The 16,012-nt window shown below is 72.5% G+C and carries 16 protein-coding genes; 6 read left to right on the forward strand and 10 right to left on the reverse strand.

Annotation, left to right across the window (positions count from 1 at the left end):
- The gene (locus Cba03nite_RS18220; RefSeq protein ID WP_203747347.1) at window positions 1-1,053 is read left to right on the forward strand and encodes an NAD(P)/FAD-dependent oxidoreductase; all 1,053 of its coding nucleotides are present in this window, start codon (window positions 1-3) and stop codon (window positions 1,051-1,053) included.
- Here the strand turns inward: Cba03nite_RS18220 and Cba03nite_RS18225 are convergent.
- A complete protein-coding gene (locus Cba03nite_RS18225) occupies window positions 1,037-2,158 on the reverse strand; it encodes an FAD-dependent oxidoreductase (protein WP_203747349.1) in 1,122 nt (373 codons plus the stop codon). The genes Cba03nite_RS18220 and Cba03nite_RS18225 overlap by 17 nt on opposite strands.
- 125 nt (window positions 2,159-2,283) lie before the next feature.
- Between Cba03nite_RS18225 and Cba03nite_RS18230 the strand changes: the two genes are divergently transcribed.
- The gene (locus tag Cba03nite_RS18230; protein ID WP_203747351.1) at window positions 2,284-2,886 is read left to right on the forward strand and encodes a TetR/AcrR family transcriptional regulator; all 603 of its coding nucleotides are present in this window, start codon (window positions 2,284-2,286) and stop codon (window positions 2,884-2,886) included.
- 32 nt (window positions 2,887-2,918) lie between these two features.
- On the opposite strand, the gene Cba03nite_RS18235 is transcribed toward Cba03nite_RS18230, so the two are convergent.
- The 6 genes from Cba03nite_RS18235 to Cba03nite_RS18260 form a co-directional block, all read right to left on the reverse strand.
- Entirely contained in the window at window positions 2,919-3,581 is a 663-nt protein-coding gene (locus tag Cba03nite_RS18235) for a DUF624 domain-containing protein (RefSeq protein ID WP_203747354.1), read from the reverse strand.
- A 7-nt stretch (window positions 3,582-3,588) separates the two neighbouring features.
- Window positions 3,589-4,449, reverse strand: coding sequence for a carbohydrate ABC transporter permease (locus Cba03nite_RS18240; RefSeq protein WP_239125834.1), 861 nt, complete (start codon window positions 4,447-4,449; stop codon window positions 3,589-3,591).
- The gene (locus tag Cba03nite_RS18245) at window positions 4,446-5,387 is read right to left on the reverse strand and encodes a carbohydrate ABC transporter permease (protein ID WP_203747357.1); all 942 of its coding nucleotides are present in this window, start codon (window positions 5,385-5,387) and stop codon (window positions 4,446-4,448) included. Before Cba03nite_RS18245 ends, Cba03nite_RS18240 begins: the two co-directional genes overlap by 4 nt.
- Before the next feature lie 61 nt (window positions 5,388-5,448).
- The gene (locus Cba03nite_RS18250) at window positions 5,449-6,717 is read right to left on the reverse strand and encodes an ABC transporter substrate-binding protein (protein ID WP_239125835.1); all 1,269 of its coding nucleotides are present in this window, start codon (window positions 6,715-6,717) and stop codon (window positions 5,449-5,451) included.
- A gap of 29 nt (window positions 6,718-6,746) precedes the next feature.
- A complete protein-coding gene (locus tag Cba03nite_RS18255; RefSeq protein WP_239125836.1) occupies window positions 6,747-8,810 on the reverse strand; it encodes a DUF2264 domain-containing protein in 2,064 nt (687 codons plus the stop codon).
- Window positions 8,807-9,817 (reverse strand): hydroxyacid dehydrogenase, encoded by a 1,011-nt coding sequence (locus Cba03nite_RS18260; RefSeq protein WP_203747360.1) that lies wholly within the window; start codon window positions 9,815-9,817, stop codon window positions 8,807-8,809. Before Cba03nite_RS18260 ends, Cba03nite_RS18255 begins: the two co-directional genes overlap by 4 nt.
- Before the next feature lie 315 nt (window positions 9,818-10,132).
- On the opposite strand from Cba03nite_RS18260, the gene Cba03nite_RS18265 reads away from it, so the two are divergent.
- Complete coding sequence (locus Cba03nite_RS18265; RefSeq protein ID WP_203747363.1) at window positions 10,133-11,251, forward strand: substrate-binding domain-containing protein; 1,119 nt, start codon at window positions 10,133-10,135, stop codon at window positions 11,249-11,251.
- Window positions 11,244-12,899 (forward strand): heparinase II/III family protein, encoded by a 1,656-nt coding sequence (locus Cba03nite_RS18270; protein ID WP_203747366.1) that lies wholly within the window; start codon window positions 11,244-11,246, stop codon window positions 12,897-12,899. The genes Cba03nite_RS18265 and Cba03nite_RS18270 overlap by 8 nt, the downstream gene beginning before the upstream one ends.
- A gap of 24 nt (window positions 12,900-12,923) precedes the next feature.
- On the opposite strand, the gene Cba03nite_RS18275 is transcribed toward Cba03nite_RS18270, so the two are convergent.
- Window positions 12,924-13,208 carry a hypothetical protein gene (locus Cba03nite_RS18275; RefSeq protein ID WP_203747369.1) on the reverse strand — a complete coding sequence of 95 codons (285 nt, stop codon included), beginning with the start codon at window positions 13,206-13,208 and terminating at the stop codon, window positions 12,924-12,926.
- Between the two features lie 206 nt (window positions 13,209-13,414).
- Between Cba03nite_RS18275 and Cba03nite_RS18280 the strand changes: the two genes are divergently transcribed.
- Window positions 13,415-14,782, forward strand: coding sequence for an NsdA family TPR-like regulatory protein (locus tag Cba03nite_RS18280; protein WP_203747371.1), 1,368 nt, complete (start codon window positions 13,415-13,417; stop codon window positions 14,780-14,782).
- A gap of 15 nt (window positions 14,783-14,797) precedes the next feature.
- A complete protein-coding gene (locus Cba03nite_RS18285; RefSeq protein ID WP_203747493.1) occupies window positions 14,798-15,106 on the forward strand; it encodes a putative quinol monooxygenase in 309 nt (102 codons plus the stop codon).
- A gap of 57 nt (window positions 15,107-15,163) precedes the next feature.
- On the opposite strand, the gene Cba03nite_RS18290 is transcribed toward Cba03nite_RS18285, so the two are convergent.
- Window positions 15,164-15,544: a tautomerase family protein gene (locus tag Cba03nite_RS18290; protein WP_239125845.1), complete on the reverse strand. Its 381-nt coding sequence runs from the start codon at window positions 15,542-15,544 to the stop codon at window positions 15,164-15,166.
- A gap of 24 nt (window positions 15,545-15,568) precedes the next feature.
- Window positions 15,569-15,874 carry a hypothetical protein gene (locus Cba03nite_RS18295; RefSeq protein WP_203747375.1) on the reverse strand — a complete coding sequence of 102 codons (306 nt, stop codon included), beginning with the start codon at window positions 15,872-15,874 and terminating at the stop codon, window positions 15,569-15,571.
- Window positions 15,875-16,012: the final 138 nt, after the last annotated feature.

Raw genomic sequence — 16,012 nt, forward strand, 5'->3', positions numbered from 1 at the left:
ATGGCTGACTTCCTCGTGGTGGGCGGCGGCATCGCCGGGGCCGGTGCGGGCTACTTCCTGTCCGCGTACGGGACGGTCACGCTGCTGGAGATGGAGCCCAGCCCCGGTTACCACGCGACCGGGCGCTCGGCCGCGCTCTTCTCGGAGTACTACGGCAACGCCACCGTGCGGGGCCTGACCGCGGCCAGCCGCCCGTTCTTCGAGTCGCCGCCGCCCGGGTTCGCCGAGCACCCGCTGCTGAGCCCGCGCGGGGTGGTGGCCCTGTGCACTCCGGACGAGCAGGAGCGCTTCGAGCGCGCCCTCGCCGAGGGGCAGGACGCGCCGTTTCCCGTACGCGAGATCGACATGGCGGAGGTGCGGGCGCGCTGCCCGGTGGTGCGCACGGAGTCGTTCGCCCGCGCGATGTACAAACCCGCCGCGGCCGACATCGACGTCGAGGTGCTGCATCGCGGCTTCCTGCGCGGGATCACCGCCGCGGGCGGCCAGGTGGTCACCCGCACCAGGGTGACCGAGGTCGCGCAGCGCGGCGGGCGGTGGCATGCCGCCGGTTTCGCCGCGCCCTACCTGGTCAACGCGGCGGGGGCCTGGGCGGACGAGGTGGCCGCGAGCGCCGGGGTGCGCGGCTGCGGCCTGGTGCCGAGACGGCGCACGGCGTTCCTGGTCGACGGCCCGGCGGGGATGAGCACCGCGCGCTGGCCGATGGTGGCCGACGTGTCCGAGACCTTCTACTTCAAGCCGGAGTCGGGCCGCCTGCTCGTGTCACCGGCGGACGCCACCCCGGCCCCGCCCGGCGACGCCCGGCCCGACGACCTCGACGTCGCCGTCGGCGCGCAGCGCATCCAGGAGGCGACCACGCTGGAGGTCAGGCGGGTCCATCACGCCTGGGCGGGCCTGCGCACCGGTGCCCCGGGTGACGTGCCGGTGATCGGGCAGGCCCCGGACGCGCCCGGCTTCTTCTGGCTGGCCGGCCTCGGCGGGTACGGGGTGCAGATCGCGCCCGCCGCGGGCCGGGCGCTGGCCGAGGCGGTGACGGGGGTCAGCTCTCGTCGTTGAGGACGCTGCTGACGCCGACGAGCTGCGCGGCGTACGCGCGGGCGATGAGCTTGGCCGGCATCAGGCCGGTGAGCAGGCGGACCGGCGCGGGCATCGGCTTGTTGGTCCGCTCGCCGGCCGCCCGGCGGGACACCTTGCGCACCCGGGGCGTGCGCAGCCGCTCGTAGCGCCGCAGCGCGGCGGGCACGTCGGCCGGGCCGCCGCGCAGGATGCGGCTGAGCACCCACGCGTCCTCCAGCGCCTGATTGGCGCCCTGGGCCTGGGTGGGCGGGAAGGCGTGCGCGGCGTCGCCGAGCAGCGTCACCCCACCCCGGCCCCACTGATCGGGGATGCGGTGGGTGACGTGCACGAACGACTCCAGGTCCGTATCGCGGATCTGGGTCAGCAACGTGTCGACCTGCGGACCGTAGCCGGTGAACCGCTCGGCGAGCGCGGCGGCGGGCGACCCGGTCAGCGGCTCGCGCACGTCGAACCACCACTGCAGCAGTCCGTCGCCGGAGGGCAGCATGCCGACGAGCCCGGCGCGGCCGACCACACAGACGCCGGTGCTGCCCGCGGCGAACTCCGGCAGCACCGGGGTCAGGCCCTGCCAGGTGGTCCACTCGTTCTCGGCGGCGGGCGCCGGGTCGAGGACCGCACGGCGTACCGCGGAGCGGTGCCCGTCGGCGCCGACCAGCACGTCGGCTTCGTGGCGCGCGCCGGTGGCGTCGATCGCGGTCACCCCGTCCGGGCGGACCTCGACGTCGGCGACCTCGCGGGAGAACACCACGTCGACGCCCTCGGCGAGGTGCTCGATCAACCGGGCGCGGGGCGTGCTGACCACGGGGAAGCCGGTGCGCCGGGCGACGTCGGCCAGGTCCGCGTCGACCATGGTGCGGCCGTCGGCGGTGTCGAAGCGCAGGCGGTCGAGCCGCCCGCCGAAGCCGCCGAGCGGCGCGCCGAGCCCGGCCAGCGCGGCGGCGCCGTTGCTGAAGACGGTGAACGCCGCGCCGCCGGTGCGCAGCGCGGGTGCCGCCTCCAGCACACGCACCCGGTGGCCCGAGCCCATCAGGCCACGGGCCAGGGCGAGCCCGCCGACGCCGCCTCCGGCGATCAGAATCTCCACGACCCGCCTCCGCTGTTCCAGATCTTGTGCGTTTGGTGCTGCTGGGACGACACGAAGTACACAAGATCTCGCCGGACCGGTTCACTACGATCGTCGTACTACGGATGGTGCCATACGATGGGAATGTGCCACCACCCAACCAGCAGCGGCGGGACCTGCTCGCGGACGCGGCCATCGAGCTGCTCGTGGAGTCCGGGGTGCACGGCGTCACCCACCGGGCGGTCGATCAGCGAGCCGGGCTGCCCGCCGGCACCGCCTCCAACTACTTCCGCAGCCGGGAGGCGCTGCTGGTGGCGACCGCGCAGCGGGTGGTGGAGCAGCACCAGGCAGACATGGCCGCCGCGATCGCGCACGGCCCGCCCCCGGCCCCGGGCATGGATGACCGGGAACGGGCGATCGAGCTGATCGCGGGCTCGCTGCTGCTGGCCGCCGGGCCGCACCGCAGCAGATACCTGGCGATCTTCGAGCTGCGCCTGGAAAGCCTGCGCCGCCCCGCCCTGGCGGCGGCGATCGACGAGCTGATGGCGGCGATGGCCGCGTTCACGGGCGGGCACCATGCCGAGGCCGGGCTGGCGATCCCGCCCGCGGCGGTCCCCGCTCTGCTCGTGCTGTACGGCGGCGCGCTGTTCGCGCTGACCACCGGCCCCGCCGAACTCGTCACGCCGGAGGCGGTCCGGCCCCTCGCCGTGGCCATCGTGGACGGCGGCCTCGCCTCGGCGCGTGCCTGATTCGCGGAGCCGCTCCCGGCGGCCTCACCGGGTCAGGCGACCGCCCGCCCGGTCGCCGTGCTCGGCCGGAGTGCGGCCAGGTGGCGGACGTTGGCCCAGACCACGTACAGGACCGGGGCGGGCAGTAGGAACAGGCCGATCGCGGGCTTCACGGCCACGGCGGCGGTGAGCGTGCCGAGCACCGCGAGATTCACCAGGCTCAGGTGCCAGCCGCGCAGTGCCAGGTAGGCGCAGCTCAGCAGGGTACGGGGCCGCCACCGAGCTCCCGTGGCGAGCAGCACGGTGGTGGCCGCCACCACCAGGGCGATCAGCAGCGCGAGCACCGGCGTCGCCGCCGCGAACGGCCCGCCGAGAGCCAGCCGGAAGTCCACCGCGAGCACGATCACCAGCGCGGCGGCGACCGCGGCGGCGGCCAGGGCGTGCCCGAACGACGCCCGGTACGCCGCCCAGAACGCCCGGCCGATCCGGTGCTCGCCCTCGCCGAAGGCGGCGAACGCGCCGAACGCGCCCGCCGCGGCCGGTCCGCAGATCACGGCCAGCGCGGTGAAGAACGGCCACGCCGCCAGCGGCTCGGGGGACGCCGCGAACGCGAGCAGCAGCGGCAGGGTCGCCGCGACCAGGCACAGGTTGACTTTCAGCCCGGCGTACACCGTGTTGAACACGGTCTCGTAGGGCAGGCGGGCGAGCAGGCGCATGGTCGGCTCACCCCTTGATGCCGGACGTGGCGACGCCCTGGATGAAGTAGCGCTGGCCGAGCAGGAAGATGACCAGGATGGGCAGCACGGACAGCACCGAGCCGGTCATCATCATGGCGTAGTCGGCGTCGTACTGGCCGACGAACGAGCGCAGGCCGAGCTGGATCGTCCAGAGGTCGTTGCTGGTCAGGTAGATGAACGGGCCCATGTAGTCGTTCCAGGTGTTGACGAACGTGAGCAGCGCCAGGCTGGCCAGCGCGGGCCGGGACAGCGGCAGCATGATGCGGGCCCAGATGCCGTACTCGCTGAGCCCGTCGACGCGGGCCGCCTCGCACAGCTCGTCCGGGATGGTCAGGTAGTACTGCCGCATCAGGAACACGCCGAACGCACCGAAGGCCTGCAGCAGGATCAGCGACAGGAACGTGTCGGTCAGCCCGGCCTTCTGCATCATGATGTACTGCGGGATCATGTACGCCTGCCACGGCACCGCGATCGTCGCGATGTAGGCCAGGAACAGCGCGTCGCGCCCGCGGAAGCGCACCTTGGCGAACCCGTACGCGGCGAAGCTGCCGGTCAGCACCTGGAGCAGGGTGATGACCAGGCTCAGGAACACGGTGTTGCCGAGGTAGGTGCCCAGCGGGATCTGGTCCCAGATGCGGGTGAAGTTGCCCCACTGGAACTCGTCCGGGATCCACCGGATCGGGCTGGTCAGGACCTCGTTGTTGCGCTTGAGCGAGGCGCTGACCATCCACAGGAAGGGCACCAGGATCGCCACCGCGCACAGGCCGAGCACGGTGTAGAGGACGACCTGGGCGAGGGGGCGGGGTCGGCGGGCCGCCGGGGGCGCGGCGGTGTCGGCGGTGCTCACGAGCGCTCCCTGCGGTTGTTGAACCAGAACTGGGTCAGCGTCAGGACGAGTACGAGCAGGAACAGCACCAGGGAGATCGCCGAGGCGTAGCCGAACTCGCCCTCGATGATGCCCCGGCGGTAGATCTGCTGGGACAGCACGAGCGTGGCGCGGCCCGGCCCGCCGTCGGTCATGACGACGACCAGGTCGAAGACCTTGAAGCTCTGCACGGTCAGCAGGATCAGCACCAGGAAGGTGACCGGCCGCAGGCCCGGCAGGGTGACGGCGCGGAAGCGCTGCCAGGCGTTCGCGCCGTCGACGCGGGCGGCCTCGTGGTGCTCGGTGGGGATGGCCTGCAGCCCGGCGAGGAACAGCACCATGTAGTAGCCCATGTCGCGCCACACGCTGGTCAGGATGACGGCGGGCATGGCCCAGTCGACGCTGGTGGTCCAGCCGGGCGGGGAGTCCACGCCGAGCCACGACAGGAACTGGTTGACCGGCCCGAACTCGGGGTTGAACAGCATGTTCCAGACGATCGCCACGGCCACCAGCGAGGTGACGTACGGGAAGAACGCCGCGGCCCGGAAGAAGCCGACCCCGCGCAGCCGCCGGTTGAGCAGCAGCGCCAGGCCGAGCGCGGCGAGCATGGTCAGCGGCACGTGCCCGAGCGCGTAGTAGGCGGTGTTGCGCAGCGCGATCATGGTGGACTCGTCGCGCAGCAGGCGCTCGAAGTTGTCCAGCCCGACCCATTCCGGCGGGTTGTAGGAGTCCCACTCCATGAACGACAGGGCCAGCGCCCCGGCCACGGGTACGAGCGTGAGCAGGGCGAAGCCGAGGAAGTTCGGCAGGATGAAGCTCCAGCCGATGAGGGTGTTGCGCCGGGCGCGGCGGGGGCGCGCCCGCGGTGGCGAAGGCGCGGCGCCCGGGGCCGCCGTCGGCGCGGTGAGCAGGTCTGCCATCTCGTCCTCCCGGGGGCCGCGGGGACGGCCGGTATGCCGTCCCCGCGGGCCTGCGTGTGGGTCAGCCGATCTCGTTCTTGACGCGGGTCTCCATCTCCTTGATCGCGTCGTCGATCGACTTCTGCTTCGTCATGATCAGCTGGTGTTCCTCGTTGAGGACCGTGTCGACCTTGGCGGTCTTGTCGCTGACCGGCATCTCCGGGTTGATCTTGTCCGGGCTGAACGCCTTCTTGGACAGCTCGTCGGTCGGCATGCCCTGCAGCGCGAAGTACTGCTGCAGGACCTCGTCGGTCTTCAGCGCCGGCACCACGCCGATGCCCGCGATCGCCTTGGCGCCCTCGATCGACGCGGCGAACTCGACGAACTTCTTCGCCGCCGCGGCGTGCTTGGCCTTCTTGTTGACCGCGAACGCGGTGGGCGCGCCGAACGTGGTGACCCCGCTGGCGCCGGTGCGCTGCGGCATGGGGGCGATGCCCCAGTCGACGTCGGTGGTGCCCTTCTTCTTCTCCGACAGCAGCTTCGCGATGAACCAGGTGCCCATCGGCAGCATCGCGGTCTTCTGCGACTCGAACATCGAGGCGTAGCCGGTCTTCTGGGTGACCGCGGTGCCGAAGTCCTGGGTGGCCCCGGCCTCCTGCAGCGCCAGCGCGGTGCGGTACTGCTCGGCGAAGAACTTGTAGTCGCCGCCGAGCTGGTCGCCGCCGTTCTGCGCGGCCGAGATCGCCTGCACCACCGAGCGCCACGTGTGCTGGTAGGCGCCGTAGACCTTCTTGTCACCGGTGCCGGTGGTCAGCTTCTTGGCGGCCTCGACGTACTGGTCCCAGGTCAGGTTCTCCGGGTAGGGCAGCTTGGCCGTGTCGAACATCTTCTTGTTGTAGTAGAGGACCCAATGGTCCTGCCGGTACGGCAGCGCGTAGTACTTGTCGCCGTCCTGCTTGTACTGGTCGAGCCCGGCGAGCTTGGCCGACTCCGGCTTGGTCGCCAGGTCGGTGACGTCGGCGAGCTGGCCCCGGCCGGCGAAGCGCACGTAGTCGGCGAGGGTCTTCATGGTGATGACGTCGGTGCTGTCGCCACCGGCGAGCATCGTCGTCACCTTGGTCGGGTAGTCGGCGGCCAGGATGTCGACGGGCTTGATGGTGATGTCCGGGTTCGCCTTGTGGAAGGCGTCGAACAGGGTCTGGAACTCGGGCGTGGAGGCCAGGCTCCATACCGCGACGGTGAGCTCGACGGGGCCGCCCTCGGCCTCGTCCTCGCCGCCGCCGCACGCGGTCAGCGGCAGCAGGGTGGCCATTGCCAGGCCCACCGCTGCGAGCATCCTTCTTCTGATCACGAAACGTTCCTTCCTGCCAGGACAGCCGCTCACGCGGCGGAGGATTCGTTCTGTGCTGGGTGGTGCGGGCCGGTCGGCGGCAGGGGCAGCGCCGCCGTGGTGTTGACCTGGTCCGGCCAGGTGACCCGGACGACCGGCGCGTCCTCGGGTCCGGTGATCTCCGCGTGCGGCGGCGTGGTGCCGCCGCCGTTCAGTGCCAGGGCCGCGACGTGCCACGCGCCCGCGCGGGGGACCGCCTTCAGCCACGGGACGGCGGTCCACTCCCCCAGCGGGGTGGCGTCGGGCAGCCGGTCCACCCCGGCGACGGTCAGGCCGGACAGCCCGACCGCGGTCGAGACGAGGCCCATGCCGTCGGCGCGTGCGACGGGCCAGGCGCCCGCCTGCGGTGACGCGGCCTCGGCAGAAGCCGTGCCGGAGCCGGCCGTGGAGTCATGGGGCTCGCCGGTCGGCGGGTCGGCGGCGGGGACGGGCCAGCCGCCGAGCCGCAGCGCCGTGACCCGCTCCCAGCCGGGCGCACCGGCCGGGTCGACGTGGACCAGGCGGACCTCCCACGCGCCGCGCACCACCGACACCGTGGTGAGGGTGCCCGCGTCGAGGGCCGCGCCTGGACGGCCGGAGCCGTGATCGGGTGCGGTGGGGTCGGGCTCGACCCAGTGGCAACAGGCGCGTGAGGCCAGCACCGCGGCCTGCCCGGCGTCGTCGAGCCGGACGTCGAGGGTGGTGAAGCCGCTGCGGTGGGTGGCCCGGCCGAGCGTGTCCAGCAGCACCGCCGACTGGTCCAGCGGGCTGTCCCAGCCGTCGTCGTCCATGACCGGCGCGGTCGCGGTCGAGTAGCCCAGCCGCGCGTAGATCGGCGAGTCGCCGGTGCGGTCGCCGGGATGGGCGTGGTCGGTGCCGTGGTTGTAGACCCGCACGACGCCGTCGGCGCTGGTCCCGGCCACCGCCCAGCCGGGCGCGGCGATGACGGCGAGCTGGTCGCCCTGCTCGACGGGTAGCGGCTGCTCGACGGCGGTCCACACGGGATGGTCGGCGGGCAGCGCGAGGCCGAGCATGCCCTTGGCGGCCCAGTACGGCGAAGCCGTGCCGGAGTAGCGCTGCGCCATGCGCCGCCACGGGTGGAACCAGCCCAGGGTGAGCAGTCCGTCCTCGTCGGGGGCGCCCCGGTCGGCGAAGTGCTTGACCACGCCGGAGGCGGCCCGGCGCAGCAGCCCGGGGCTGACCGCCTCGCTGCCCGCGACGGCGCCCGCCCAGTAGGGGGCGGCGGCCGCGAACCGGTAGACCAGGCTGCGGCCCTGCAGCAGCGGCGAGCCGTCCGCGCCGACCAGCCGCACGGCGTCGAGCAGGAACCGGTCCAGCCGCTGCCGGTAGGCGGGCAGCCGCGGCGCGGACATCTGCTGCGCTCCGGCCATCCGGCTCCACAGGATCGGGTACAGGTGCAGCGCCCAGCCGACGTAGTGGTCGTAGCTGCGCTCGTCGCCGTCGCTGTACCAGCCGCCCTCGCGGACGAACGACTCGTGCCGGGCCAGGTCGGATTCCATGTCCTCCAGCGACCACGGGCCGCCGACGGAGGCGAGGAACTGCTCGACCACGATGCGGAACCACACCCAGTTGTTCTGCGGGTAGGTGTGGTCGCCGACGACCTGAGCGAGGTAGTCCACGACCCGCTCCTGCACGGCCGGGTCGAGCCGGTCCCACAGCCACGGCCGGGTCAGGTCCAGGATCAGCGCGATCGAGGCCGCCTCGACCTTGGCCTGGCCGTGCTCGCGGGGCATGACCCAGCGCTCCGGCGAGTGCGGGTCGCTGCCCGCCGCGATGCCCGCGGCGTACCGTTCGAGCAGGTTGCCGGGGTCGGCGCCGTGCTCGCCCGCGATGCGGAACCCGGCGAGCAGGAAGGTGCGGGCGAAGCCCTCCAGCCCGTCGACCGCGGTGCCGTAGCCGCCGGGCGCGCCGGGCGGGGTGATCCGGGCCCCGGTCGGCGAGGCGTACCGCCAGGCGGCGTCGAGCATCCGGTCGGCCAGCGCGGCCCACTCGGTGCGGGTCCAGCCGGTGTACGGCGAGAGGTCCACCTCGGGCCGCATGGTGTTCTCCTTCACGCGCTCACCTCCAGGGCCTCGCTGGTGACGGCGTGCAGCGCGGGCTCGCCGCGCACGAAGCGGGTCAGCTCGTCCAGGGCCTGCGCGCTGAGCCGGCGGGTCTCCGAGCCGAGCGATCCGGCGATGTGCGGGGTGATCATGACGTTGGGCAGCTGGGCCAGCAGGGATCCGGCGGGCAGCGGCTCGGGGTCGGTGACGTCGAGGATGGCGTTGAGCCGCCCGGTGGCGCACTCGCGCTCCAGCGCGGCGGTGTCGAGCACGGCGCCGCGGGCGGTGTTGACGATGGTCGCGCCGTCGGGCAGCAGGGCCAGCTCGCGGGCGCCGATGGCGTGGCGGGTCTGCGGCAGCTCGGGCAGGTGCAGGGAGACGATCTCCGAGGCGGCCATCAGCTCGTCGAGTTCGACCAGCCGGCCGCCCGCGGCGGCGACGGCGGCGGGGTCCGCGTACGGGTCGGTGACCAGGATCTGCCCGGTCTCGATGGTGCGCAGGCGCTCCACGACGCGGCGGCCGATGCGGGAGAAGCCGACGATGCCGACGGTGCGGCCGTAGTTGGACAGGTCCTCGCGGTGGTGCACGGCGTCCCAGTCGGCGGGGTGCAGCCGCGACTGCGCGGCGAGCAGGTGCGCCTTCTTGCCCGCGAAGATGATCGCGGCGAGCGTGTACTCGGCGACGGGGGTGGCGTTGGCCTCGGCGGCGCTGGTGACCAGGATGCCGCGCTGCCATACGCCGTCGGAGACCAGGTGGCGCACGCTGCCGGCGCAGTGCAGCACGGCCCGCAGCCGGGGCGCGGCGTCCAGCCGCTCGGCGGTGAGGGTGGGCGCGCCCCAGGACGTGATCAGCACCTCGGTCTGGGCCAGCCGGGCCCGGGTGTGCGGGTCGTCGATGTCGTCGGACCAGATCGGATCGCCGAGGTCGGCCAGTGACCGCAGCCGGGACAGCTCCTGCGGCCCGAACTGGAGCCGGAACGTCTCAGGCCGCATCACGAGCAGTGCCTGCGGACGGTACATGCGGTGGCCCCTCCGGTCACGGTACGGCTTTGCTGATATGTTCATTTCTGTTCATTCGAACAGGTGCGATGAGTAGACCAGCGCGAGAACTGCACGACAAGGGCCCGTTACCGAGCTGTAACACGAAACCCGTTGACCTGGACTTTTCTTTGTGAACGAATTTGTTCGTTTCAGCGGAAGGGAGGGTGCGGTGCGACCATGCCGGTCCGGGCCGGTCACATCCGGCCGAACGGCCACCCGCCGCGTGCGCTGCCGCCACGGGCGTCCGTGCACAATCGACGCCTACGCGCGTTACCCGACCGTGGAGGCCCACGCGTGACCCTGTCCGAGTCCCCGCTGCTGCCCGACCAGCGCCGCGAACGGCTGCTGGCCGACCTGCGCACGCACGGCACGCTGCGGGTCAGCGAGATCGCCCGCGCCCTCGGCGTCACCACCGTCACCGTGCGCCGCGACATCGCCCAGCTCGCCGACGAGGGCGTCATCGAGCGCGTGCACGGCGGCATCCGGCTGCCCCGCGGCGCCGACGCCCCGGCTACCACCGAGGACCAGGGCAGACCCGCCCCCGCCGACGAGGCCGACCGGCCCGCCGTGGGCATGGTCGTCCCGTCGCTGGACTACTACTGGCCCGAGATCGTGCGCGGGGCCCGCGACGCCGCCCCCGACGCAGGGGTGCGCATCGTGCTGCGCGGATCGTCCTACGACGACATCGCCGACGTACGCCGCCAGACGACCTGGCTGATGGAGAACGCGGGCGTGCAGGGCCTGCTCATCGCCCCGCCCACGGTCGGCGACGAGGCGGCGGCGCTGGTCGCCTGGCTGGCCGGGCTGGACATCCCCGTGGTGTTCGTCGAGCGCACCGCCACCGTCGGGCCGTACCTGGAGCACGTCGAGTCCGTGTCCACCGACCACGCGTTCGGCGCGAGCCTGGCCGTGCGCCACCTCGCCGCGCAGGGCCACCGCCGGGTCGGCTTCCTCGCCTCGGCCAGCAGCCCGCACACCCCCGCCGTACGCCGCGGCTGGCGGCAGACCGCCGAGGACATCGGGCTCGACCTCGCGGGCACACCGGAGCTGATCAGCCCCGACCACCGCGACCCGCGCTGGGGCGACGAGATCGACCGGGGCATCGACGCGTGGACCGCCACCGGCACCACCGCGCTGCTCGCCCACTCCGACCGGGAGGCGATCTCGCTGGTCGCCCGGTGCGAGGAGCGCGGTATCCGGGTGCCCGGGGACCTGGCCGTGGTCGCGTTCGACGACGAGGTGGCCGGCCTGGCCAACCCGGCGCTCAGCGCGATCCGGCCGGCCAAGTACCCCATCGGCCGGACCGCGATGCAGCTGCTGTCGCAGCGGCTGCTGGACCCGGACCGGCCGGTGCACCGGGTGCTGGTCAGCCCGCAGCTGATCGTGCGCGACTCCAGCGGCGCCCGTGGCTGACCCCGGCCTGCCCCGGCCCGCCGCCGCGCTCACCTCGCTGGTGCGCGACATCCACGCCGCGGCCGCCGAGGACGCCATGCCGGAGCTGACCTTCGCCGCGTACCGCGACTTCGCCGACACCGGCAACCGGCTGCGCTACGAGGACCGCTACTTCCGCCGCCGCGCCCGGCTGGCCGCCCGCGCCGCCCAGGCGCTGCTCGACCCGGGCGCCGACCTCGGGCCGCTGGCGGACACGCTGTGGTCGGTGTGCGGCGAGTACAGCTGGGCGCTGCCCGCGCACGAACGCCACGGCACCCGGCCGGAGCAGTGCGTCGACCTGTTCGCCGCGGAGACGGCGCACACCCTCGCCGAGACCGTGGCCGGGCTGGGCGAGCGCCTCGACCCGCGCGTCGCCGGGCGGGTCCGCGACGAGGTCGAGCGGCGGGTGTTCGCGCCGTACGCCGACGAGCGGCCGCTGGCCTGGGAGGGGTTCGGCAACAACTGGGAGGCGGTGTGCGGCGGGGCGGTCGGCATGGCCGCGCTCGCGCTGCTCGGCGGCTCCCCCGGCGACCGGGAACGGCTCGGCGCGATGCTGGACCGCAGCCGCCGGGCCATGGCGTCCTACCTGGCCGGGTTCGGCGACGACGGCGGATGCGCCGAAGGCGTCGACTACTGGGTCTACGGCTTCGGGTACTTCGTGTACTTCGCCGAGGCGCTGCGGGCGTACACCGGAGAGGACCTGCTCGCCGCGCCGAAGGTGCGCGAGATCGCGGCCTTCCCGCACCGGGTCGCGCTGGGCGGCGGGGCGTACGTGCCGTTCTCGGACGGCTCGGAGCGGCCGTGGCTGCCCGCGGGGCTGCTCACGCGGCTGTCCGAGCGGTTCGGCACGCCGCCGCCGTCGGTGGTCCCGTCGCTGCACGACGACCACTGCTACCGCTGGGGGCACCTGTCGCGGACCCTGTCCTGGCACCGGCCGCTGCCGGTTCCGGACGAGGCGGAGACGTCCAGCTACCTGCCCGACCTGGGCTGGGCCGTGCATCGCGGGCGGTACGCGTTCGCGGCCAAGGGCGGGCACAACGACGAGCCGCACAACCACAACGACCTCGGCCACTTCGTGCTGCACACGCACGGCGAGAGCGTGCTCGACGACCTCGGCGCGGGCGAGTACACCGCCGAGTACTTCCGGGCCGGACGGTACGACGCGCTCCAGCCCTCGGCGCTGGGGCACTCCGTCCCGGTCGTCGACGGGCAGGCCCAGCTGCCGGGGCGGGACCGGGCCGCGAAGGTCCTGCACCACGGGCTCGACGGCGGCACGCTCTGCTTCGACCTCGACCTGACCTCGGCGTACCGGGTCGCGGGGCTGCGGTCGCTGGTGCGGCGCTTCCGCTGGTTCCCGGAGGGGCGGCTGGAACTCACCGACGAGATCGACGCCGAGCGGGCGCTGCCGATCGACGAGATCTTCATCAGCCGCCGCAGACCGGTGCTGTCGGCGGCCTCGGCGGACTGGGACGGGCTGGTCAGGCTCGTGCGCAGCCTGCCGCAGGCGTCGGTGGAGGAGCTGCTGACCACCGACCACCACGGCCGGCCCGACCACGTCTACCGGCTGCGCTGCCCGGTGCTGGCGCCCGCCGGGCGTTCCGTGCACCGGTTCGTGTTCGAGCTGCGTTGACCCGGTTCAGCCGTCCAGCGGGTCTCAGGTTCCGATTGCCGGCAGTCCGAAGCGCTCTGCTCGATGCACCGTCGAAGACTGCTGTCGCATGACGGTCCGCATCGGCTGCGTCGCCCCGACCAGAGCGAGCTTGGCCCGGTAGTGAGCGATGGCCGCCTGGCAGGTGGCGACGACCGAGCACGGACGCGGCCTGCCGCAGGCGCACAGACCGAACAGGTCGTCGTGATGATGATCGAGAATATCCAGGGCTGTATTGATCTGCCGCCGCGCGTACGCCTCGAACTGCTCGGCTGTCAGCGCTCTGCCCATGACCGTACCCCTCCCCTGGCATGGCGATGGGGCGCGGCGGCCGGGTGCCATGGGATGCGGCCGGCCGCCGCGCCGTTCGGGGCGGGTGCGAATCACCCCACTGACAGTCAACCGGCGACTACCGCCGGGCTGTAGGCTCGCGGGCAGGTGCGAACGTTTCACAGGTTTAACCACGTTGATGAACCACGCTCACGAAGGGCGGATACGTGCGCGCCGATGCCCCACGCAACGATCGGCTGTATGCGCTGATCGCTCAATCTGGAATCTCGTACGAGGCGCTGGCACGGTCGGTGTGCCACATCGCCGCCGAGAACGGCGACACCTCCCTGCGCGCGAACAAGTCTTCAGTGGCGCATTGGATCGCCGGAACCCGCCCTCAACCGCGCACGGCCGGCTACCTCGCTGAGGCCCTGTCCCGGCGGCTCGCGCGTCCACTCACGCCTGCCGAACTCGGGCTAGGCTCAGGTGATGATTCCGTCTACGACCCGGCGACCCTGCCGCGGGACCCCGTGGCGGCCGTCGCGCATCTGGGACGGGCCGACGTGGACCGCCGCACCCTGATCTCCGGAGCCGCGTACTCGGTCGCCGCGCTCCTGCTGCCTCTGCAGCAGCCGGAGATCGCCGCGCGCGCTCACGCCGCGCGCAGCCGACCCATGAGCGCCGTCGGCCAAGGTGAGATCGACGCCGTCCGGCAGATGACCACAGCGTTCAACGCCGCCGACGAGCGCCTCGGCGGAGGCCACGCCCGCACTGCCGTCGTCGAGTACCTGACCACCGACGTCACGGCGTACCTGCGCGGTTCCTTCGCTACGGACACGCTGCGCCGCTCGATGTTCGCCGCAGCCGCCCAGCTGGCGTACCTGGCCGGGTGGAAGGCCCACGACCTCGGTCTGCCCGGTCTGGCGCAGCGCTACTACCTCCACTCCTACCAGCTCGCAGCCGAGGCCGATCCTCACGCACACGCTGCGTACGGGCTGCGCATCCTCGCCCACCAGGCGATGGACCTCGGACGGCGGGAACACTGCGTCGACCTGGCCCACGCCGCGCTCGACCGGGTCAAAGGCCGGACCGACCCCGACACCGAAAGCCTCTTCTGGCTCACTGCCGCCCGCGCCTACGCCACCGGCGGCAACAACCACCAGGCGCGCTCCGCGCTGACCAAGGCAGAACAGTTGCTCGACCGTAGTCGCGGCGACGCGGCCCCGGAGTGGGCGTCGCTGGGCGGACCCGCCGAAGCCCGGCTGGCCAACCAGTCCGGCAAGGCCCTACAAGCGATGGGCGATCTCAAGGCCGCCGAGGACCAGCTCAGGCGCTCAGCACGCTGCTGGAACCCCGACACCCACCCCCGCATACACGCACTCACCCTGGCCGACCTCGCCGAGATCCAATGCGCCCGGGGCAACGTCGAAGCCGCCTGTCAGACGTGGAACACCGCCCTCGACGGCATGATCGGGATCCGCTCCGCCCGCACCCGCGACGCGGTCGCATCCATGCGCGCCCACCTTGCCGCCTACCGTCGACGGGGACTGGCCGCAGCCCAGCGCCTCGACGCCCGTGCGGCCGTTCACCGATGAGGTTCGGAGGTGGCGATGTTCGCCCTGGTAGTACGGTTTGACATCCGTGACGCGCAGTCGGCGGTCAGGTTCGACGAGCTGACGGAACAGGCGGTGGAGCACATCCGGGCGAAGGAGCCGGGCACGCTGGTGTACGCGGCGCACAAGGTCGACGGTGAGCCGCTGGCGCGCGTGTTCTATGAGGTCTACGCCGACGACCAGGCGTTTCAGGCGCACGAGGCGGCCAGGCATGTGATCGCGTTCCACGCGGCGAAGGACCCGTTGCTGGTATCGCATCGGGTGGAGTTCCTGTCGCCGACGACGGCGACGGGTCTGCCGACGTGAGCGGTGACGATCCGGGCGCGTGGGCGACTGGGAGTGGATCGCGTTCCCACGGCGGCGTCAGGTCTCCACCTGGTAACCCAGTGTCAGCTCGTCACCGCTGCGGCCCCGGATCCCCCAGTTGTGGCGTGGCGTCTCGAAGATGGTGATCTCGACGTCCTGCGGTGCGATTCCGCACACCGCCTCCAGCCGGTCGAACAGCTCCCGGACCAGGCGTTTCCGGGTCTCGATCGTGCGCCCTTCGAACATCGAGATCTCGATGACGGTGTAGCGGTCCGTGCGGTCCGGCGGATGGATGAAGTCGGCGGGTTCGAGGGCGAGGAAGCGGTGGAACCGCTTCTCCCCAGGCAGGCCGAGCACGTCGACGGCGCAACCGTGGATCACGTCCGAGATCGCGCCGCGAGCCGCGTCGAGATGTGCTCTGTGCCCGTAGACCTTCACCTGCGCCAAGGCAGCGCCTCACTTTCAACCGGCGGCCGTCAGGCCCACGACCAGGCGCAGCGCGAGAAACAGCAGGATGCCGCCCGCCAGCAGCCAACCGGCCCACACCATCAGCTTCCGGGCACGCGGCAGCCTTCGCAGGAAGAGCGCCGTGAACCAGGCGACGATACCGAGGATCGCCGCGATGAGGGCGATCGTCCCATCCACGATGGCACCGGCGATCGCGAGCGGGCCGGGTTCTCCTGCGCCGCGGATGTTGGACACGTTGAGGGCGATGAGCCCGGCGGCCGCCAGCTCCACCGCGATCGACCAGAGCAGCAGGCCTACCAACCGGCCCGCGGTCGGCCGTGCTGGCGGGAACGCGGAATGGGCTGGGTCAGTCGACGGCATAGCGTTCCCCCGAAGCACCGGCTCTGGTCGCGACCATCGTTCGGCTTCGAGCGCCACCTGTCAATGCCAGTGATCGCG

Source organism: Catellatospora bangladeshensis (genome assembly GCF_016862575.1).
Lineage (GTDB): Bacteria > Actinomycetota > Actinomycetes > Mycobacteriales > Micromonosporaceae > Catellatospora > Catellatospora bangladeshensis.

Coding starts and splice junctions, on each gene's coding strand:
- Cba03nite_RS18220 (WP_203747347.1), top strand. CDS start 1: ATGGCTGACTTCCTCGTGGTGGGCGGCGGCATCGCCGGGGCCGGTGCG.
- Cba03nite_RS18235 (WP_203747354.1), bottom strand. CDS start 3,581: ATGCGCCTGCTCGCCCGCCTGCCCTACGAGACCGTGTTCAACACGGTG.
- Cba03nite_RS18245 (WP_203747357.1), bottom strand. CDS start 5,387: ATGGCAGACCTGCTCACCGCGCCGACGGCGGCCCCGGGCGCCGCGCCT.
- Cba03nite_RS18260 (WP_203747360.1), bottom strand. CDS start 9,817: ATGTACCGTCCGCAGGCACTGCTCGTGATGCGGCCTGAGACGTTCCGG.
- Cba03nite_RS18275 (WP_203747369.1), bottom strand. CDS start 13,208: ATGGGCAGAGCGCTGACAGCCGAGCAGTTCGAGGCGTACGCGCGGCGG.
- Cba03nite_RS18285 (WP_203747493.1), top strand. CDS start 14,798: ATGTTCGCCCTGGTAGTACGGTTTGACATCCGTGACGCGCAGTCGGCG.